The following is a 21,796-nucleotide window of genomic DNA, read 5'->3' as shown; positions in this document are numbered from 1 at the left end:
GAGAACGTCCAGAGGTATAGCAAATTTTGCAGTATTGGAGGATGGAGCTAATGCATTCAGAAGAAGTGCACTTAGGGGATGACCGGAAAGACCTAATTGTCGGTATCGAAGACAGGATGAGTTTAAAGGAGTATATAATCTACGGGTTTCAGCAAGTTCTGGTAGAAAGTTCTGCTCTGACGTTCCCTGTTGCAACCGGCCTCGGCTTGGGGCTGCCCAAAGAGACAATTGCTTATATGGTTCAGGCCTATTTAATAGGAGCCGGACTAGTAACAATTACGCAATCATCTAGATTATTAAAATTACCCTGCGTTCAGGGGCCGGCAGCTGTATTCATCTCAGTAATGATTACTGTCGGCAATACATTGGGTGTCGCGGCTGCCTGGACAGGTATGATTATTGGTGCGATTTTATCTACACTGCTATCCTGGCCGCTGGGATGGTGGGGGAAGCTGCGGCCTATAATTGCGGCTCCGCCAGTATACGGTCCATTGGTAACTTTAATAGGACTTTCACTTACAGGTATTGTTATCGGCTTAATTATCGGCAAACCAGGTACGCCTAACTTTGGCAGCGGCTACAATTTCTTTTTGGCAGCAGTTACTTTCCTGATAGCCACCGTATTAACAATATACTTTAAGCGGGGCATTTTACGGTTTGGCGCGATCTTAATTGCTGTAGGCGTGGGTACAATCTTTGCAGCCGTTAGCGGTAATGTTAATTTTGACAGTGTTGGCAAAGCTGCATGGTTTGGTATGCCCCAACTTCTACCATTCGGCTGGGAGATCAATACGGCGGCCATCGTCATCGTATTTGTCGGCTACCTGATAGCTATCGTCGAGTCTATTGGCAATTACGTTCTGCTTGGAGAAGTTATGGGTGGTCAAAAAATGGATGAAGAGCGTATTAACCGCGGTATTCTTGGTGAATCTGTCGGTTCGATAGTTGCCGGGCTGATTGGCGGAGCGGGAACAACCTCTTATGCGCAAAATATCGGTGCTATTTCTATTACCGGTATTGGCAGCCGCCATGTAATCACTGCGTCAGGCATTATTGTTCTGATACTCGGTTTCATTCCTAAGGTTGGGGCTACTGTGGCAAGCATTCCTCCGGCAGTACTTGGCGGAATCTACATACTGACCTGGGGTATGCTGATTATGCAAGGAATACGTGTTCTCGGAAGAATGAAACTGAGCAATCTCAATATGATTATCGCTGGGACAACCTTTATGACCGGCATGGGTGCCTATTTTATCCCGCCACAGTTCCTGGCTACTTTGCCGCCGGTAGGCAAGGCAATCCTTTCAACAGGGCTTATTGTCGGCACGATTGTGGGGATGACGCTATTTATTGTCTTTAAGATGATTTTACGAGTGGAAGAAGAGGGGAAATCTGCGTCTACCGATAATGAAGCGTGTTAATCAGTTCAAAAAAACCACCGCGGTGTGTGAATCGCGGTGGTTTTGCTTTAGTCAGCTTGCTCCATAATAATATCTTCATATTTAAAGAGGCCCAGAGGATTCATTTTTATGCCGGAGATATTATTTCTGCAAGCGTAAGCCATATGGGGATGGTAGAGGAAAATCCAGGGGAAGTCCTGTGCAATTGTTTTTTGAATGTCCTTATATAAGTCAAGTCGTTTTGTTGGGTGCAGCATATGGTTGGCTACGGCTAATTTTTTATTTACTGTTTCGCTGTTGTAGCTGGACCGGTTTGTACGCAGACCGGGAGCAAATAACGGCTGTAGGAAATTATCCGGATCACCTGTATCCGCTACCCATCGGGCAATATACAAATCCGCGCTGCTCTTTATCAGGTTGACATCAAGATATTTTGCACTCGGGACATTAACTAATTCGCAGTCGATTCCGATACGGGTAAGATCTTCAGAGATATACTCTGTAATTTTATTAAACACCGTCGGACCTGCGTCTTGCCGGTACAGAATTTTAAATTTTCGCCGTGGGCCGGTTAAGGAACTCTTCGCCAGTAGCTCTTTTGCTAAAGCCGGATTATAGCTGTAGCCTGTGAGAGTGGGGTCATTTACAATGCTGGGCGGGAAAGGGCCTTTGCTCTCAGTGCCTAAGCCGCCAAGAATTTCACTGATAATACGCTGTTTGTTGACAGCATGGTTAAAGGCTTGTCTTGCCTCACGGCTTTGTACATAAGGAGAATCCGAAGTAAGGTTAAAACCGGCGTAGTAAGTACCCATAATACTGTTAGTATATACTTTTATATCCGGCAAGTTTTTTACTTTATCAAGTAAAGCCTTGTTGTCAATGAATATAAAATCATACTTTCCCTCAATAAAATCTTCAGCTACGTTATTTTTAGTGAGCCGGACATGTATGTTTTTAATATACGGTTCTCCATTAAAATACTCGGGGAAGGCTGCAAGAGTACAAGAATCTTCCTGAGTAGTAAGAATATATGAGCCGCAGCCGATAATATTACCTTTAACATCTTTAGTAACTATGGAGGAGTAGAATTGCCCCAGATTAAGCAAAAAGCCGCTATACGGGAAGGAAAGTTTTATACTGAGACGATAACGATCAAGGATCGTGATTCCGCTGACGGTGTTAGCTTTACCCGAACAGTATTCTTCCGCTCCTTCTACATATTGAAGGCACCAGGCATTAGGGGAGTCTGTCGAAGGATGCAAAAGATATTCAAAGCTTTTCTTTATCACCTCGGCTGTAATTTCCTGGCTGTTATGGAATTTTGCCCCCTTGCGAAGGTTAAATACCCATGTGCAATCATCTTCCAAGTGCCAGCTCTTTGCAATTCCCGGCGACAGATTACCGGCTGCATTAATAGAAAGCAATCCGGCATGAGCATTGGAAAGAATGTGGCCGCCTAAGTATTCGGATGACATAGTCGGATTAAAAGTGGTAATCTCATTAGGCAGGCTTGTCCGTAATGTTGCTCCGGTAAAAGGTGGACAGGACATTTTTTCAAGCATTTGTGTTGATATTTTTTGGAGTCCTGTCGAAGCCTCGGTCAGTGAGGATAGTGTGGTTTTTACAAATTGGGTATAAAGAGAGGCAACTTCAACAGTAGAGATGAGTTGCTGAGAAGTATTAGACATCAGTTCGGTAGATCCCATTACACTTTCCAGACTTGCTGTTTGTTTGGAAATAGCCGTGCTTATTTCTTCATAAACAGCACCGCTGTTATTGACAGCATCGATGATGGTGTTAAAAACCTGAGCGGTATTATTGGCAATCTGCGCGCCTAATTCCACTTTGGTTGCAATGGCATCCATAGCTTCCAGGGTTTGGTTTATGCTTTTATTGATTTCGACAATTGTTTTACTGATGTAATCAACCGATTCGATACTCCGTTCAGCAAGATGTTTTACTTCCTGCGCAACAACGGCAAATCCCCGGCCTGCCTCGCCAGCGCGGGCTGCCTCGATTGAGGCGTTTAAGGATAATAAATTGGTGTTTCCGGCAATGTCTTTAATAACATCGAGGAGATTGTTAATTTCAGCCGCTTTGGTGTCAAGCATTCTGACTACGCCTTTGGCGTTAATAACCGATTGTCCAATGTCGTTCATTGCCTGGATAGAACTGCGGACGGCATCGTGACCTTGGCCAGCCACTTCCAAAGTTTGTCCTGATATCTGCTTGGAACTTTCCGTGCTTGCGCAGACTTCCTGAGCCAAGGCGGAATAATTGCTGATTTCGGATACAACTTTTTCGATAGAATTCATCTGGACTTCGACGGACTGATTGATACTATTGGTGATTTGTATCAAACTGTCTGCCGCGATTTCCGTTTCCTCAATTTTATTGCGAATTTTGCTTACGGCGCATTCCTGATTGTGTTTAAGCAAAGCGGTAGCTGTATCATTAGTTATGCTGCAAGATGTAGTGGAAATAGTAGATGGTTGAAGGAGTGCGGGTTTTGAACTTTTCTTAGACCCAAAAAACAACATATAGTCGTCAGCTCCTTGGAAAAATTTATCATATTCATATTAATACGCCCTTTTACTGGGAAACCCTCTAAATTTTTCCTGTAAATGTTTTTTCGGAAAGGACATTGGGCAAAGTAATCCGGGGAAACAGAAAAAGCAAACTGCAAAGAACGCAAAACTAGAGGTAATTATTGAAAAATGGGGAATCAAGTGTTAATATAAATAAATTGGTCAATGCGGCAAATATCCACGTGAATCTAGGAGGCGTATCGATGGAAATGAACCCCCAAAAAGTACTTGATATGGAAACCGTAGCTTTAGATGATACCAATAGTGAATTGATTATTATTGATCAGACATTATTACCGGGTGAAACCAAATATTTGAGGCTTACATCGCAGGGCGAAATATGGACAGCTATTTATGAACTGCAAGTCCGCGGGGCGCCAGCTATTGGCATTGCGGCGGCATATGGAGCCTATTTGGGTATAAAAAATTCCGCAGCTGCAGACTATGATGCCTTTTACGCGGAGTTCAAAAAAGTTAAAGACTATCTTGCCACCTCCAGACCAACGGCAGTAAATCTATTCTGGGCGCTTGACAGAATGGAAGACTGTGTAAAGTGCAATAGGGAGAAGTCTATAGCAGATATCAAGACAGCTCTGCGCAAGGAAGCGGATGATATTAAAGCGGAAGATATATGGGTATGTAAATCTATTGGCGAGTATGGCCTTACACTAATCGAACCCAATATTGGCATACTAACTCACTGTAATGCCGGTCAGCTTGCCACGGCTAAATATGGCACAGCGCTTGCTCCTATCTATCTTGGTCATGAGAAGGGCTACAAATTTAAGGTGTTTGCGGATGAAACAAGACCGCTGCTGCAAGGCGCGAGACTTACCGCTTATGAGCTTAAAAGTGCCGGTGTTGATGTTACGCTGATATGCGATAACATGGCTTCTATGGTTATGAAAAATGGTTGGGTTCAAGCTGTATTTGTTGGCTGCGACCGGGTAGCGGCCAATGGTGACGCAGCCAACAAGATAGGTACCTCGGGTGTCGCAATACTTGCCAAAAACTATGGCATACCGTTTTATGTATGTGCACCTACTTCGACAATTGATATGAATTGTGCGACAGGCCAGGATATTCATATCGAAGAAAGAAAATCGGAAGAGGTTACGGAGAAATGGTATGCAACGCGGATGGCACCGACAGACGTGAAGGTTTTCAATCCTGCTTTTGACGTTACCGATGCCCCTTTTATAACAGCGATTATTACCGAGTACGGAATCGCGAAGCCTCCATATAATAAATCTCTTACAGAAATTTTTGCCAAGAAGGATGCAGCAAAAAAATGACTAACCGCCAGTTTGGGCTAAAATCCCACGCTGCGAATTCCACTTTATAACTAGAGGAAAACTCCTGCCGGAGTTCTTAAGGAATCTGGCAGGAGTTTGTAATTATTTATTACATTTTGCCGCTGTTTTAGCCAGGACATGGCTATGGCTTGTGAAATTATCACAAAAGGAATAATTTTTATTCTAATATAAATGTAGATAATTCTAGAGGACTTCATTGTCTATAAATTGAAAAAATGGGTATGAGTAATATTAATTCATTTCGGTTTATCCTGTGACTAACCCGCTCTAAAACTCCCATCTTCTACAAATGGGAGTTAAAAGCGGCTAAGTCCCTGGATAAAGGCGACTAACAACCTTCAGATAGGGTTAAAACCCCATCTGAAGCTAAGTCTACTTTATAAGGAGGAGAATAGGAAAGAATTAAACGGTAAAATAGTAGTTGTTATTATAGATAGCGATGCCTGTTTACGTACGCGAATTACAAAAATAAACTAATGGAGGACGACTAGATGACTGAAGCGATGCGGAATTTTTGTCTTGAAGAAGCAACCATTGCTGATGTACATGCAGCCATGTTGCAAGGTAAACTGACCTGCAGAGAATTGGTTGAGATGTATCTCAAAAGAATAGAGGCTTATGACCAACAAGGTCCACGCTTGAATTCGATAATTACGATTAATCCGGCAGCGCTTGAAATCGCTGGTAAATTAGATCAGGCCTTCCAGAAAAACGGCTTTGCCGGCCCGCTGCATGGTATCCCGGTACTTTTAAAAGACAATGTGGATACCAGCGATATGCCGACAACGGCCGGTTCGCTTTCGCTGGAAGGGTTTACGCCTGAAGATGATGCTTTTATCACTAAGAAGATTATAGATGCCGGCGCCATTATTTTGGCAAAGGTAAATCTACACGAGTTTGCTATCTGGGGTGAAACAGCTAGTTCGCTCTTAGGTCAAACTCTTAATCCCTATGATTTAACCCGTACGCCCGGTGGCTCAAGCGGCGGCACCGGCGCTGCTCTTGCCGCCAACTTTGGTATGGTTGGCATTGGTACAGATACCATTAACTCTGTCCGGTCACCGGCTTCAGCCTGCAGTTTAGTTGGTTTTAGGCCTACCCTGGGACTTGTAAGCCGCGATGGGATCATTCCTTATTCCTTGACCCAAGACACTGCCGGCCCTCTTGCCCGGACAGTTGCCGATACGGTAAAGCTGCTTGACGCAATTGCCGGCTATGATTCCGCTGATGAGGCTACTGCTTGGTGTGTCGGTCACGTACCCGAAACTTACACTGCCTTTCTCAACAAGGGTGGAATGAAGGGTAAACGCATTGGGGTGCTAAGAAGCTTCTTCGGCAAGGGCGCAGAACATCAAGAGGTTAACGCTTCGGTAAACCGCTCTATCGGGATCATGCAGGAGCTTGGCGCTGCTGTAGTTGATATTGACGAGACAATTGACTCCAATTATCTGGTATCAGAGGTTAGTGTGCATCTTTATGATTTTAAGGATCATCTGAACATGTATCTTGAGAGTTCTAAAACCCAAATCTCTTCATTAGCGGATGTTATTGCTTCCGGAAAATATCACGCCGGTATTGAAGAAAATATCAAGAAGGCGCAAACCCTTAGCACCAAGAGCCCTGAATATCAAGGCAGATTAATCGCCAGAATGAATTTGCAAACCAAGGTCATGAAACTAATGGCCGATAAGAACCTTGATGCGCTTGTTTACCCTCACCAAAAGCGCCTTGTTGTGCCTATTGGTGAAGTTCAGATTGAGCGTAACGGTGTACTCGGTGCTGTGGCAGGCTTTCCTTCCTTAGTAGTTCAATCTGGTTTTTCTAAGCCGACCGATTCGGTTCCGGAAGGCGTACCAATTGGCCTCGAAATACTGGGAAGACCCTGGAGCGAACCAATCTTAATCGAAATCGGTTATGCCTTTGAACAAGCTACTAAATTTCGGCGACCGCCTGTCACTACACCGGCGCTCTAAGCCTGGAAATACGAACACGAAAAAAGCTCTGTACAATCAAATTGATGTGCAGGGCTTTTACCATTTTTAAGGGAATTATGGTATTAGAAACTTATTCTATAGTAAAGTAACTAGAGAGGAAAGCGGTGCATTACTAATGAAAAAAATATGCTTATTTTTACTCATCCTATTATGTTTTACGACTACTGGTTTTGCAGAAATACAAAACCAGGAAAGCCAAAAGCCTTGGAAGTATTGCGAAGAAATTAGGGGATTTGCCGACACAAAAACGGAAAGTATGCTTACAGCACTCAATAATGATAATTATACCGATTTCAGCCGGGACTTTAATCAGCAGATGCGAGAAAGCATTCCAGTGAATAAGTTTGGGGAAATGACTGCTATTATAAAGAGTAAGTTTGGCAAGTACATTTCGATGGAGTTCGTTGGGATCGAAATTAGAGAAAACTATATCACTGTAGTCTATAAAGGCAAGTTTTCGCAAGGACAGGATTCTGTGTTGATTCGTAGTATTTTTACCCAAGACAATGGGAAAATAGTTGTTGCCGGATTCTGGTTAACGCCGCTGACAGCAGCAGGTAATACAGAAGCCGGGAAGTAATTGGCTAGTTTTTGGCTGCACATAAACATAAATAGCGGATAACACGAGGAGACAGTTCGGATTTCTCTAGCCGTTTGACGAAGAGGGAAGTCTGAACCGTCTTTTTATTTTAAAAAGCATTAGGTAACAGCAGGATTATTTGTTTTTGCATAGAAGATGTGCAGTATAAAAACACAAAGCAGTCTACCGTAAAAACGAAACACTGTTCCATAATACGAAACAAATAGTTATTGGATAAAGAAGGTGCAATATGGCTGGTGACGGCTCAGTAAGCTCTCTGCATAGAGCGATTGATATATTATTTACACTACAGCTCGAAGGTAAGGAAATGGGAGTGACAGAGATTGCCCGCGCTGTTTCTTTGCCCAAAAGCACGGTGTTTCGTCTGCTTTCAACACTGGAAAGCAGAGGCTTTATAAAGCAAAATACGGAAAACGGGAAGTATTGGCTGGGAATTAAACTATATTCCCTTGGCAAAGTAATTAGCGATAAAATGCGAATTAAAACAGTGGCTGCTCCTCATGCCAAAGCATTGTCACAAAAGTTTAACGAAGTATGCAATGTGGCAGTGTTAGATATGGTAGACTGTTCGCTGCCTAAGCAAATCATCATTGAAAAGGTCCAGAGCCAGCAATTGCTTACTTTAACTCCGCCGGAGGGATCAAGTGGTCTGTGCCATTGCTCCGGTGCCGGCAAATGTCTTTTGGCATACAGCCCGCAATCGTTTTTAGAAAAATTCGCACACGTAGAATTACCGCGTTGTACGAAGAAGACAATTGTAGATTGGGATATCCTGCGTGAAGAACTGGCGGAAATAAGAAAACGGGGGTATGCAATTGATGAAGAGGAATTGGAAGAGGGGCTTTCCTGTGTCGGCAGTCCGATATTAGGCAGACACCAGGAATTGATCGCAGCGATTAGTATTTCCGGTCCTGCTGGCAGAATAAGATCCAATCGCGCTGAAATTATTGAAGAGATAAAGAAAACGGCGCAGGCAATTTCTTATCAACTTTATTAGCAGCAAGTTTGCCGGAACATATAGTATTAGAAAGCTGATTGCATTTACCTCATGGTTATTAGCGTCTTTCCTACGGGTTGGGCAAAGTAGGGGGACGTAGTTATCACTATAAAAAAATGAAACGTTGTTTCATAATGCGGAACATAAGGAGGGTTGTTATTGCTGTGAGGTATCTGTTTTAGCTTGCAGCAAAAGTGCTGGTGCAACGAGAAAGTTGCTGAAAATATAAGAAAAATAGGGGTGAAGGATTACTATGCTTAGCAATTTCCAAGAAGTGCTTGATAAGGCCAGAAAATTTGGCCGAAAGACAATCAGCGTAGCAGCTGCCCAGGATAAAGAAGCTCTAGGTGCAGTCAAAGCTGCTTATGACCAAGGTCTTGTACAGCCGATTCTCGTAGGAGATGCGAATATTATAAGACCGTTAATGGTGGAGGTTGGGTTACCTGCAGATACAAAAGTCGTTCATGAACCTGACATGCGGCAGGCGGCGTTAACAGCAGTTACGTTAGTCCGCGAGGGGGAAGCCCAAATCCTTATGAAGGGGCTTGTTAACAGTAGTGACTTTTTACGGGCAGTCGTGAATAAAGAGTGTGGCTTGCGCACTGGAAGACTGCTTTCCCATTTAGCCGTATTTGAGGTTCCGGGCAGTAAAAAACTGATTTTCCATACAGACGGCGGCATGAACGTCGCACCAACGCTGGAAGAGAAAAAGGACATTTTGGCAAACGGATTGCTGGCTCTGCAGGCGCTAGGCGTTAAAGAACCCAAAGTCGCAGTTTTAGCAGCTAGCGAGGTAGTGAATCCTAAAGTATCCGCGACAATGGATGCCAAAGCAATTGCTGATCTTTATGCAAGTGAGCCGCCTTATCCTGCCATTGTTGAAGGACCAATTGCGATGGACGTAGCTTTAAACCCGGAGGCTGCCGAACATAAAGGAATTAAAAGTAAAATATCCGGGGATGTGGATTTATTCCTGATTCCTAATATTGAAACAGGCAATGCCGTTGGCAAAGCCATAGCATTTTACGCTAACATAAAAATAGCAGGGATTATTCTTGGTGCTACTCATCCTGTTGTTATGATTTCAAGAGCAGACAAAGCCGAAGCCAAGCTGCATTCAATTGCTCTTGCCTGTCTCGCAGCTCAATAAGGTTACACCATAACCTTTTGCTGCCGCCCGAATACCGGGTGCTGGTAGCGGCCTATCTCTCAATAGCTCTTGGTACCATTCTGTCTTACGCCAAAAGACGGCAAATGAAACAGCGTAATGTAACAAAATATATGTTAGGAGGATTTTAAATGAAAAAACTATTAACCGGTAACGAGGCTATCGCTCGCGGCGTGTACGAAGCAGGTGTAAAATATGCCTCGGCCTATCCGGGAACACCCAGTACCGAGATATTGGAAAACATCGCGACCTACAAGCAAGATATCCTGGCAGAATGGGCACCCAATGAAAAGGTAGCTTTAGAGGCAGTTATCGGTGCGTCGATTGCCGGGGCAAGAGCCATTGCTTCCATGAAGCATGTAGGTGTTAATGTGGCGGCAGACCCGCTGTTCACCTATGCGTACACGGGTGTTAATGCCGGTATGGTCTTAATTACGGCTGACGAACCTGGCCAGCACTCCTCACAAAACGAGCAGGATAACCGTAACTATGCTAAATTTGCTAAAGTCGCCATGCTTGAGCCAACCGACAGCCAGGAATGCAAGGACATGGTAAAAACCGCATTCGAGGTTAGTGAAGAGTTCGATACTCCTGTTATTATCCGGATGACTACCCGGGTTTGCCACGCCAAAGCAATCGTAGAGTGCGGTGAACGCCAGGAAGTTGGGTTTAAACCGTATGTAAAAGACGTTAAAAAGTATTTAACCGTGCCGGCACACGCCAGAGGCCTCAGGGTAAAAGTGGAAGAAAGACTGCACAAACTACGCCAGTATTCCAATACTACCCCTTTGAATTTCATTGAGTGGAATGACACTAAGGTTGGCGTAATTGCGTCAGGCGCCTGTTATAGCTATGCCAAAGAAGTGTTTGGCAATACAGTGTCTTATCTAAAACTTGGTTTTACTCATCCGCTGCCTGATGAAAAGATTAAGGAATTTGCCGGCAAGGTTGAGAAACTGTATGTTATCGAAGAAAACGACCCATATATTGAAGAACAGGTAAGAATTCTTGGCTTTGACTGTCTTGGTAAAAACCTGTTCCCGTATAACGGTGAGATGACCTCTGATATTATCCGAAAGGCGGTTTTTGGTCAAGAGAACCCGGCAATTGCTTATGCGGAAAACAAAGTAGTTCCCAGACCTCCTGCACTTTGTGCCGGCTGTCCGCATAGAGGTTTCTTCTATCAATTAGGCAAGCGGAAAAATGTGCTGGTTTCCGGCGACATCGGCTGCTATACTTTAGGTTTTGCTGAACCTTACAACGCAATGGACTACAATATCTGCATGGGGGCAAGCATTAGCTGCGGCCACGGTGCTCAGCAAGTTTTCAGCATGCAGAAAGATTCGCCAATGCGGGTTGTAGCTGTTCTGGGTGATTCGACATTCTTCCATACCGGCGTTAACTCTCTGCTGGACGTAACATATAACCGCAGCAATACCATTACCGTAATCCTTGATAACCGGATCACCGGTATGACAGGACATCAGGAAAACCCCGGTTCCGGTTATACCTTGCAAGGCATGGAAACAATTCCGGTAGACATTGAGAAGCTCGTAAGAGCCTGCGGTATCGAGAATGTAAAAACTGTCAATCCGAATGATCTTGCCGCAATGAACGAAGCGCTTGACTGGGCATTAAGCCTGGATGCGCCGTCGGTTATTATTACCAGATGGCCGTGTGTGTTAAAGAAATTATCCCAGCAGGATAAAGAAGAGTTTAGAGGCGTGTTTAAAACCCATTGTTCTGTTGATACCGAAGTATGCGTCGGCTGTAAATTGTGTCTCAAAACCGGCTGTCCGGCAGTTCATTTTGATAAAACTACTAAGAAGTCAAATATCAGTGGTGATTGCGTAGGCTGTGAAGTATGCCTCCAAGTTTGTCCGAAACAAGCCATTAAAAAGGAGGAAGCATAACAATGGTGAAAAGCATTCTTTTAGTAGGGGTCGGCGGTCAAGGTACCATTCTTGCCAGTAAGCTATTAACAACCGGACTTATGGAAGCCGGTTATGATGTAAAGATGAGTGAAATTCATGGTATGTCCCAACGCGGCGGTTCGGTATCTTCCCAAGTCCGCTATGGTGAAAAAGTTGAGTCACCGGTTATCGAAGTTGGCGGCGCAGATATCCTTGTATCCTTTGAGAAAATGGAAGCGTTGCGGTGGTTAAAATATTTGAAGCCTAACGGCAAAGTTATCGTTAATAACTATCAAATCAATTCAATGCCAATCCTTTCCGGCAAATTTGATTATCCAGAAGGCATCATAGAAGAATTATCCAGCAAGGTGCAAACAACAGTAGCCGACGCGGCCAAGCACGCAGCGGAGCTTGGCAATCCCAAGGTAATGAATGTTATACTGCTGGGCGCTACTATCAAATCGATGGGGCTGGAGTCCTTACATTGGGATAAGATTGTTCGCGATAATGTCAAAGAACAATTTGCTGAGTTGAACTTGAAAGCGTTGCAAGTAGGCATGGGTTTGGTGTAAGAATAAAGGGTGAACATCGAAAGTGGGAGGCTCTGAAAAGTGTCGTTTAAAATATTAGCAATAAATCCCGGATCAACCTCGACCAAAATTGCTCTATATGAAGACGAAAAGGAAATTTTTGTTACCACTCTCAATCATCCGGCCGAAGAAATTGAGAAATACAGCAAAGTGCAAGACCAGTTTGAAATGAGAAAGAATGTAGTACTTTCTTGTCTAAAAGAAAATGGTTTTGAGGTTAAAGAATGTGCGGCTGTTGTTGGCAGAGGCGGCATGTTACCGCCTGTAAAATCGGGTGCGTATCAAGTGAATGAGCAGATGGTGGATAGACTGATAAATAATCCGGCTATGGAGCACGCTTCCAACCTTGGAGCGCTGATTGCCTACGAGATAGCACGCAGTATTAATGTACCGGCATATATCTACGATTCTGTTCGCGTAGATGAACTTAGGGATATTGCCCGTATTTCCGGCATGCCTGATATACCTAGAACAAGCACAAGTCATGCCCTAAATTCACGCGCTATGGCCATTAAAGTTGCCAAAAAGTATGGTAAGCCCTACTCGGACATGAACTTTATTGTTGCTCACCTGGGCGGCGGGATTTCCCTGAGCGCCCATGAAAAAGGACAAATGGTCGATATCGTCTCAGACGACGAAGGTCCTTTTTCACCGGAACGGGCAGGCAGAGTACCTTGCAAGCAACTTATCGATCTTTGCTATTCCGGAAAATTTGACAAAGCCATTATGCATAAGAAATTGCGGGGTAATGGCGGCATCAAAGCCTATCTTAACACTGTTGATGTACGGCAAGTAGAAAAAATGCTGGAAAACGGTGACAAAAATGCCAAGCTGATCTTTGAGGCCATGGCTTATCAGGTTAGCAAAGGTATTGGCGAACTAGCGACAGTTCTCGAAGGAAAAGTTGATGCCATTATTATCACCGGCGGCATTGCGTACTCGGAGCGGATGACCGCTTTGATTAAAAAGCGGGTAGACTTTATTGCTCCGGTAGAAATTATGGCTGGTGAGAACGAAATGGAGTCTTTGGCCTTAGGTACGCTGAGAGTACTGAAAGGGGAAGAAATTGCCCGGCAGTATGTTGAGTAAAAATTTCACTTAAATTTGGGTTTGTTAATGCTGAGTTCGGAAAAAGAACCGCTCAAACTATGGCGTACTTGCTATAGCCGGGCGGTTCTTTTTTAGGTTCAGTATCTCATTGCAGGCTGCAGTATGATAAAGGTTTTTTGCTTAAAGAAGAAAAGAAGTTATATATACTAAAGACACAACACTAGCCCTTCTGAAACAAGGCTCCCTGCAGCAATTCTAGCAACTTTTTACGTTGTTCCCTTCGTTCGGGGGTAATTTTTCTTCGTGCCATAATTAAAACCTCCAAGTTGATGCTTCTATTTTACACCAACTTGGAGGTTTACACAGTTTTTGGGATAGTCTCGAAGTGGATGAGAATGAAGTATTTAATGGGTTTTTAGAAATTACATAATAACTTCTTTTGGGAATTAATGACATAAAAAAACTTCCTTTTTGACTTGAATAGAATTCCTACTCTTGCCATTAAGGAAGATTTTTCATACCTATTTACACGAAATTTCTGCGGCCTCTTGTAAGGTAATTTCTTTAAGTGTTTTCAGCCAAGTGTTAACGCGGCAACCTGTTCTACGTCCTTATCCCCGCGGCCTGACAAATTAACAACGACAATTTGGTCTTTTGGTAAATTAGGCACTAATTTAGCTGCATACGCTAACGCATGTGAGCTTTCCAGTGCCGGAATAATACCTTCCGTTCTGCTTAGCAGGTAAAAAGCATCAATTGCCTCTTTGTCGGTAATTGCAACATATTGGACGCGGCCGCTGTCTTTGAGGTAGGCGTGTTCGGGTCCGATTCCCGGGTAATCAAGTCCTGCGGATATTGAATATACCGGCAGGACTTCGTTGTTTTCATCCTGCAAAACATAGCTTTTAAAGCCATGCAGGATGCCTTTAGTCCCTACCGTTAGTGTTGCCGCATGATCCTTTGTATCTAAGCCTCGGCCGGCTGCCTCTACGCCATATATTTTTACACTCTCATCATTGACAAACGCGCTAAACATCCCAATTGCATTACTGCCGCCGCCAACACAAGCAATAACATGATCAGGCAGGCGTTCTTCCAGTTCTAGTATCTGACTGCGAGTTTCATTTCCGATACATTCCTGGAAATCACGCACTATTGTGGGGTAAGGATGCGGGCCGACTGCCGATCCGAGAAGATAAAAGGTGTCATTAGCATTGGCGACCCAATAAGTAAGAGCTTCGTCAACCGCATCTTTTAATGTTTTAGTACCGCTTTCGACGGAAATTACTTCAGCGCCCAGCATTCTCATCCGAAAAACGTTTAAAGCCTGACGCTCTACATCTTCGGCGCCCATGAACACTTTGCATTCCATTCCAAACAAAGCGGCAACTGTAGCAGTTGCAACTCCGTGCTGCCCGGCACCGGTTTCAGCAATTATCCGTTTTTTACCCATTTTTTTGGCTAACAGGGCTTGACCAATTGCGTTATTGATTTTGTGGGCTCCGGTATGATTGAGGTCTTCACGCTTTAAATACACCTTGGCACCGCCCAGGTGTTTAGTCAGTCTTGATGCGAAATATAGCATCGACGGGCGACCTACATAAGACTTCAGGTAAAAATTAAATTCTTCCCGAAACTCCGGGTCTTCTTTGACTTGGCTATAAGTTTGTGCCAGCTCATTTAATACCGGCATTAGTTTCTCCGGTACATATTGGCCACCGAACTCACCGAAAAATCCGTTATCTTTTACTGTCATAGTTTTCCGCCTCCGTTTAAATAATTTAAAATAAAAAAGCTTTTCATCCTCGAAAGGACGAAAAGCTTACTTTCCGTGGTACCACCTTATTGGGCATGAACGCCCACTCTTAGATACAGGAACTCCAATACCTTAGCTTTGTTGGTATGCAACCGGAAAAATAAAAAAATCCTTCATCCAGTTAAGGATGAAAGATTTAACTTCCATGGTGCCACCCTATTAGGTCTTGCGACCTGCTCTAAGATACGGGAATAACCGATATCCTGTCTCCATGGTAACGGTGAGACGTTCCGGCCAAGCCTACTATACTTTCGGTTGGCGGCTCAGAGGCCCATTCATCAAGCTGGCATCTATCAGGCTTGCACTACCCCTGACTCGCTGTAAGACTCATTTCCTGACTACTCTTCCTCGTCAAAGCTGTTACAGGCAATATGTTTTTTTAAACAAATATTAAAATTATTATATTAAATATTGTTTTCCTTGTCAAGGAATGCCAGGATAAAAGACCTGACCCTAATCCACAAAGGCTAGGGTCAGGTCCTTACAAACAATCTGCTATCCTTTTACTTCAAACGACTGAACCGGCTTGGCTGACACGTGCAACAGCCATTTTGTAAACTCTGTAACCAGGAAAGGAATAACGGATACTGCCAATAAAAACGGCCACTCATGTATTCCGGGCTCAATGGTTTTAAATAGTAAATGCAAGGGACCATAGACAGACAACAGTAACAGCACGAAAGAGAGGGCAACACCACCGTTTAAGAACTTGTTGCTAAAAAAGCCGAGGGCAAAAGCCGAATAGTATTCGGAACGAGCGGCGTAGGCACAGGTAATCTGCGTTGTGATCAAGGTAACAAAAGCAAAGGTCCGGGCAATTTCAAGGTCGCCGTTATAGGCAGCCAAGGCGTATTGGAAAGCTCCTAATACCGTGGCGGCAATCGCTATACTTTGTACGCCAATCATAATTTTTAAGGTTTTATCCATTAGCGGTTCGGCCGGGTCTCGGGGCTTCAGCCGCATTACATTAGGCTCTTTCTTTTCCACACCTAGAGCCAAAGCCGGGAAGGCATCAGTTACCAGGTTAACCCATAGTAACTGAATCGGCAGCAGCGGAATCGGCCAGCCAAACAGAATAGCGAAGAAGATGACCAGAACTTCAGAAGCATTACAGGAGAGTAGGAAGTAGACAAATTTCTTAATATTGGTATAAATAACCCTGCCTTCTTCTACCGCCGTGACGATGGTAGCAAAATTATCGTCCGATACGACCATATCGGCAGTTTCTTTGGTAACATCGGTTCCGGTTATGCCCATAGCTACGCCGATATCCGCTTTTTTCAAAGCAGGTGCGTCATTTACACCGTCCCCCGTCATAGCCACAATATGGTGATTGCCGCGCAGATTTTCGACAATGGCTACTTTGTGTTCCGGTGATACACGGGCGAAGACACCGGTAGTTTCTACAGCCTTTTTAAATTCGTCAGCAGACATAGCGTCAAGTTCTTTGCCTGTAAGCACTTGGGTGCTATTTGTGACAATACCGAGTTCTTTAGCTATCGCAAAGGCCGTATCAGGATGATCGCCAGTTATCATCACTGGCCGGATACCAGCACCTTTGCACACCTCAACAGCATCTTTGACTTCGATACGCGGCGGGTCAATCATTCCTAAGAGGCCAATGAACACTAGTTGGTTTTCCACTTCTTCAGGATTGGTCATAGCTGGCTGGACGTCAAGATCGCGGTAGGCTACAGCCAGCACGCGCAAGGCGTGAGAAGCCATTTGTTTATTAGCCTCTTGAATGGCTGCAATATCCTTCTCGGTTAAGGGACGGGACGTTCCGTCAGCGGTAATTCCGGTACAACGACTTAAGAGGACATCCGGGGCACCTTTAGTGAAGATGCGAAGCTGCCCGTCAAATTTGTGCAACGTGGTCATCATTTTCCGGCCGGAATCAAACGGAATTTCCTGCAAGCGGGGAAATTTCTCTGTCAGTTGTGGCTGGTTATAACCGCCTTTGCAGCCGGCTACAACCAATGCTCCTTCTGTTGGATCACCGATAATCGACCAGTTCTTGTCAGCGTCGGAGGATTTTAGTTGAGCATCATTGCATAAGACAGAACCACGCAGCAGCAAGGCAAGATCCGGCTCTCTTACCAAATCTACCGGTTGTTCATCGCGCATGATTTGGCCGACAGGGTTGTAGCCTTCGCCGCTTACAGTAAACATTTTAGCCGGAGTGAACATTTTAACCACTGTCATTTGATTTTGGGTGAGTGTCCCGGTTTTGTCAGAGCATATTACCGAAATACTGCCTAATGTTTCTACCGCGTGAAGCTTTTTCATGATAGAGTTTTTCTTGGCCATTCGCTGCATACCCAGTGCCAGTACGATAGTTACAACCGTAGGCAAGCCTTCTGGTATAGCGGCAACCGCCAAGCTTATGGAAGTCATCAGCAGCAACTGAACTTCGCTAAAGGCTAATGCGCCATCCTGTTGCCCCTTCCATAGCCCGATCGCAAAAATTATGGCGCAGACAGCTAAACAGGCGATACCAAGGCCTTTGCCGAACTCTGCCAGTTTCTTTTGCAGCGGCGTGCTTTCCTCTTCCACAGTCTGGAGCATTTCTGCAATTTTACCGATTTCGGTATTCATGGCCGTACCAACAACGATTGCTTTACCGCGGCCATAGGTTATGACGGTGCTCATAAATCCCAAGTTATGGCGGTCCGCTAGTGGCGGCTCACCTTCAAGCGCCTCAGAAGACTTTTCTACCGGTACAGATTCACCGGTTAATGAAGCTTCCTGGACCTTTACGTTAAACGAATCGATGATTCGTACGTCAGCAGGAATATAGTCTCCGGCATCCAGCAGGATAATGTCACCGGGAACTAATTCACGGGAAGGGATAGTCGTAACAACACTATCTCGGATAACCTTGGAAGTGGGCGCACTCATCTTCTTCAACGCCTCGAGAGCTTTTTCAGCTTTTGCCTCCTGAAATACACCTAATGCAGCGTTGAGCATTACGATAGTGATAATCACCAGGGAATCGGCAAGCTCACCAACGGCAAGAGATACTACACTGGCAGCTAAAAGAATCAACACCAGAAAGTCCTTAAATTGGTTTATAAATTTTTTCCACATCGGATCGCGGGGTTTTTCCTGTAATTCATTATAGCCATATTGCGACAGACGACTGGTAACTTCGGCTGATGATAGACCGTGCTCTAAGTCGGAGTTAAGTTCTGTTACTACACTTGATGCTGGCAACTGGTGCCATTGTTTTTTCATTACAAATTAACCTCCCTATTTTGAAAGTAAGGGGCAGAAAATTAAAATGGCAAGCTGTCATTTTGTTTATTGAGTTTGGCAAATGCCCGAAAGAAATAAATCAGCGCTACCGGTACCGTAAGCCAGTTAATCAGGCATAACCCACCCGCCAACAAGCTGATGAGTAATTCTAAAAACTGCCCGGTTTTCTTTTTGAGATAAATTCCGGTTACAACGACAGCGTAAGCCCATAGATATATCGACCAGCGAACAATTGCTTCAGACTGTTCCAGTTCATAATAATTGGGGGCTACAGAGGCAATCATTTGGGCTAAGACGGCAACTATAATACACAGCAAGCCGACGTAGCCCGTTATTTTTGCCCAGTCCAAGTATATCCCCCCTAGATAGTCTTTTGTTCATAACGTTAAATTTGTCAATATTACAAACATCTGACAGCAGGTTAATCGGAATCACCCTTTCTTTTTGTTATATATATAAAAAGACCTTGCCTTTTAAAAAAGGCAAGGTCTTACCAACAACAGTATGTTGCCAACAAAGCCGGGGCCTGAGCACCGCACTGACGACTTTGCTGTAAAGGTTACTCCCCTTGGAATAACATTTAATTGTGCATTTATTATAACTTTCCTGATAATAGCTGTCAAGTGCAAAATATAGCTGCGAGAATGAGTCGTTGTTAGTAACGGCAATAAACGAATCCATACCAAGCCATTTGTTGAAAAGAGTATTATCTGCAATCTGTACTAATTTGTCCGATGTAATTTTAACATAGGGCAAAAAAATTTGCTTAATGTTAAAAAAATTGGCAGTTAGTTCCTAAAAATTTTGCCCTAATCAAATTCATTCCAATTAAACTTAAACTATTTTAATGAATACCCTGAAACATAGGAAGCCGGTTAGATAGGGATTTGGCTGGAATTAGACCAATAGATGTTTGAGATTTGTTTTATTGGCATCAAACTTGCAAATTGAAAATGGCGGTGAGTATTATTCTTGCAATAGCGGTTATAGATTGTGTAGACAAGAACTCTATATTTGCCGGTAGATTCCATGCGCACATTTTCATTACTATCTAAGTCACTAGCGTTAGCGTTACATGGAGGTTAATATGGAAAAACAGCTAAAATATGATTTGCTACTTTTAGTGGTGGCGTTGGGATGGGGGTTTTCTTTCTATTTTATCGATATCAGTCTGAAATACATGGGTCCATTCACATTAAATGCCTATCGCTTCATTTTGGCTTTTTTAATAATCGGAGCAATTTTTTTCAAAAGATTAGGGAAACCTTCCAAGTCGACTATAATGCACAGTTGTCTCATTGGATCGGTCTTTTTTGTGATGTATGCATCTTCAAATATTGGTATTATGTTTACTTCGTTATCAAATGCCAGCTTTCTACCGGGATTGTCAGTCGTCTTTACTCCTTTTTTGTCTGCAATGATTTATAAGAAAAAGCCGGAAAATAAATTGTTATTGGTAGTTTTATTAAGCGTAGTAGGCCTTGCTTTTCTAACATTAACGGATGGGCTTGTAATAAATTTTCACCATATTTTAGGTGATCTGCTGTGTATTCTTACTGGTTTTGCCAATGGGCTGGCTATTGTTTTGACCGGTGGCGCCGTTGTAAAAAAAGAAGTTGATTCGTTTCAATTAGGTGTTTATCAGTTATTAGTGACAGGTACCCTCAGTCTGATTTTAACTTTTATTTTTGAAGAACCTTCAGTTCCTGCGGTTCCGGAGGCTTGGTTCACAGTTTTGTTCTTAGCATTGTTTTGTACAGGGCTGGCTCTGGTTCTCCAGCCTATTGCTTTACAATATACAACAGACGACCATGTTGCGGTGATCCTCGCGTTGGAACCTGTGTTTGCCGGTTTTGTGGCTTATATTTTTGCGGGGGAAGTTTTAACAAAAATAGCGTACATAGGTGCCATAATGATGATTTCAAGTACATTCATTATGGAAATTAATTTTTCTAAATTAAGAGTAAGCTTATTCAATAAAAATGAATATAAAAAGCCAACACGGGGTAACCGGGAGAATTAAACATAAAAGCGGTGAGGATTCTTTGTCCTTTTTGTCGACGGTCTGAGCAGAATAAATTAAAGTGGGGTTAAAACCCCACTTTAATTTATTCTGCTTTATTTTTGTACCCTTAGCCAACAGACAGGGCGATAAGGCCAATCAGCATAGTTCCGGCACCGGCTAATCTAACTGTAAGATTACTTTCTGACAATAGTTTAGCACCGGCAATAGCACCAATCAGAATGCTTATTTCCCGGGCTGGGGCTATATAGCTTACCGGGCTGAATACCATTGCTGTTAACACGAGAATATAGGCCAGCGGTGAGAAAATGGCAACTCCCAGCGCTTCTTTTTTATGAGTAAGCCATTGTTCTTTGACTTTATCCCAGTTTTTTAATGAATAAGGTGTTAATAATATAACTCTCCCTAAGTTTGTCGACCAATCCATTAACAATGGGGGAATCAAATAGGTGCTTACGGCAACTTTATCGACGACGGTGTAGCTGGCAATCGCACTGCCGCAGAGCAGAGCGTATAGTATTGATTTGCGAGCGCCGGATTTTTTATCCTGTAGGAAAGTATAACTTTCCGCCTGGATAAGGGCAACATCGGCTTTCGCTTTCGCCAAAGGCTCGGCGCAAGCCGTGTTTTCTTTACTGCTAAAAGGATTGCCGGTGATAACAACAATACCTATCCCGATGAATAATGCCCCGATTAAAGCGATGGGGGTAGGGTGCTCTCCCAGTAAGAAGATGGCTGTCAATATGGAAAGTAAAGGGCCGGTACCTCTGGCAAGCGGATATATTACCGACAGGTCGCCGAAACGATATCCTTTGTCCAATAAAATGAAATATATGGAGTGCAATACTGCACTGCCCATGATTAGCCAAAGCTGATAGGAACCGATGACCGGTTGTTCGATCAGCAATATCCACAAAGCCAGTGGAAAATACAGTATTGCGGAAAGACTGGCGAATATCCAGATGAAAGCAGTGCCGCCGCAGGCCTTTTTGGCCAAAAGGTTCCAGCCTGCGTGACAGAACGCGGCTACTATTATTAATGAAAGTGCAAAGCTTGTCATAGTTTAGCCCCTTCCCAGTAAA

General features: G+C 43.8%; 15 protein-coding genes and 1 other annotated feature. Of the genes, 10 read left to right on the top strand and 5 right to left on the bottom strand.

Annotation, left to right across the window (positions count from 1 at the left end; translation table 11 throughout):
• The first annotated feature begins 50 nt into the window (after positions 1–50).
• Positions 51–1,421, top strand: coding sequence for a uracil-xanthine permease family protein (locus tag SRRS_RS23485; protein ID WP_371363835.1), 1,371 nt, complete (start codon positions 51–53; stop codon positions 1,419–1,421).
• 47 nt (positions 1,422–1,468) lie between these two features.
• Here SRRS_RS23485 and SRRS_RS23480 read toward each other — a convergent pair whose 3' ends face one another.
• A complete protein-coding gene (locus SRRS_RS23480; protein ID WP_371363834.1) occupies positions 1,469–3,940 on the bottom strand; it encodes an ABC transporter substrate-binding protein in 2,472 nt (823 codons plus the stop codon).
• A gap of 251 nt (positions 3,941–4,191) precedes the next feature.
• Here SRRS_RS23480 and mtnA point away from each other — a divergent pair, with 251 nt between their 5' ends.
• The 8 genes from mtnA (at position 4,192) to buk (ending at position 13,656) form a co-directional block, all read left to right on the top strand.
• A complete protein-coding gene (gene mtnA, locus SRRS_RS23475) occupies positions 4,192–5,283 on the top strand; it encodes an S-methyl-5-thioribose-1-phosphate isomerase (protein WP_371363833.1) in 1,092 nt (363 codons plus the stop codon).
• A 512-nt stretch (positions 5,284–5,795) separates the two neighbouring features.
• Complete coding sequence (locus SRRS_RS23470) at positions 5,796–7,277, top strand: amidase family protein (protein WP_371363832.1); 1,482 nt, start codon at positions 5,796–5,798, stop codon at positions 7,275–7,277.
• Between the two features lie 136 nt (positions 7,278–7,413).
• A complete protein-coding gene (locus tag SRRS_RS23465) occupies positions 7,414–7,878 on the top strand; it encodes a DUF3887 domain-containing protein (protein WP_371363831.1) in 465 nt (154 codons plus the stop codon).
• Positions 7,879–8,128: 250 nt separating this feature from the next.
• A complete protein-coding gene (locus tag SRRS_RS23460) occupies positions 8,129–8,896 on the top strand; it encodes an IclR family transcriptional regulator (protein WP_371363830.1) in 768 nt (255 codons plus the stop codon).
• Positions 8,897–9,149: 253 nt separating this feature from the next.
• The gene (locus SRRS_RS23455; protein ID WP_371363829.1) at positions 9,150–10,046 is read left to right on the top strand and encodes a phosphate acyltransferase; all 897 of its coding nucleotides are present in this window, start codon (positions 9,150–9,152) and stop codon (positions 10,044–10,046) included.
• 149 nt (positions 10,047–10,195) lie between these two features.
• Positions 10,196–11,977, top strand: a complete 1,782-nt coding sequence (gene iorA / locus SRRS_RS23450) for an indolepyruvate ferredoxin oxidoreductase subunit alpha (protein ID WP_371363828.1) — start codon at positions 10,196–10,198, stop codon at positions 11,975–11,977.
• A gap of 2 nt (positions 11,978–11,979) precedes the next feature.
• On the top strand, positions 11,980–12,549 hold the full coding sequence (locus SRRS_RS23445; RefSeq protein ID WP_371363827.1) for an indolepyruvate oxidoreductase subunit beta: 570 nt from the start codon (positions 11,980–11,982) through the stop codon (positions 12,547–12,549).
• A 39-nt stretch (positions 12,550–12,588) separates the two neighbouring features.
• Positions 12,589–13,656: a butyrate kinase gene (gene buk, locus SRRS_RS23440; protein WP_371363826.1), complete on the top strand. Its 1,068-nt coding sequence runs from the start codon at positions 12,589–12,591 to the stop codon at positions 13,654–13,656.
• 535 nt (positions 13,657–14,191) lie between these two features.
• Here the strand turns inward: buk and trpB are convergent.
• From trpB to SRRS_RS23425, 3 genes are all read right to left on the bottom strand, one after another.
• On the bottom strand, positions 14,192–15,373 hold the full coding sequence (trpB, locus tag SRRS_RS23435; RefSeq protein ID WP_371363825.1) for a tryptophan synthase subunit beta: 1,182 nt from the start codon (positions 15,371–15,373) through the stop codon (positions 14,192–14,194).
• A gap of 50 nt (positions 15,374–15,423) precedes the next feature.
• Positions 15,424–15,797 (bottom strand) — a binding site (T-box leader).
• Between the two features lie 131 nt (positions 15,798–15,928).
• Positions 15,929–18,670 carry a cation-translocating P-type ATPase gene (locus SRRS_RS23430; RefSeq protein WP_371363824.1) on the bottom strand — a complete coding sequence of 914 codons (2,742 nt, stop codon included), beginning with the start codon at positions 18,668–18,670 and terminating at the stop codon, positions 15,929–15,931.
• A gap of 41 nt (positions 18,671–18,711) precedes the next feature.
• Positions 18,712–19,041 (bottom strand): hypothetical protein, encoded by a 330-nt coding sequence (locus SRRS_RS23425; protein WP_371363823.1) that lies wholly within the window; start codon positions 19,039–19,041, stop codon positions 18,712–18,714.
• Positions 19,042–19,778: 737 nt separating this feature from the next.
• Between SRRS_RS23425 and SRRS_RS23420 the strand changes: the two genes are divergently transcribed.
• Positions 19,779–20,714: a DMT family transporter gene (locus tag SRRS_RS23420; protein ID WP_371363822.1), complete on the top strand. Its 936-nt coding sequence runs from the start codon at positions 19,779–19,781 to the stop codon at positions 20,712–20,714.
• A 109-nt stretch (positions 20,715–20,823) separates the two neighbouring features.
• Here the strand turns inward: SRRS_RS23420 and SRRS_RS23415 are convergent, their stop codons facing one another.
• On the bottom strand, positions 20,824–21,774 hold the full coding sequence (locus tag SRRS_RS23415) for an EamA family transporter (protein WP_371363821.1): 951 nt from the start codon (positions 21,772–21,774) through the stop codon (positions 20,824–20,826).
• Positions 21,775–21,796: the final 22 nt, after the last annotated feature.

It is taken from the genome of Sporomusa rhizae (assembly GCF_041428845.1).
Taxonomy (GTDB): Bacteria; Bacillota; Negativicutes; order Sporomusales; family Sporomusaceae; genus Sporomusa; species Sporomusa rhizae.
This window is presented reverse-complemented; position numbering and strand designations above follow the sequence as displayed.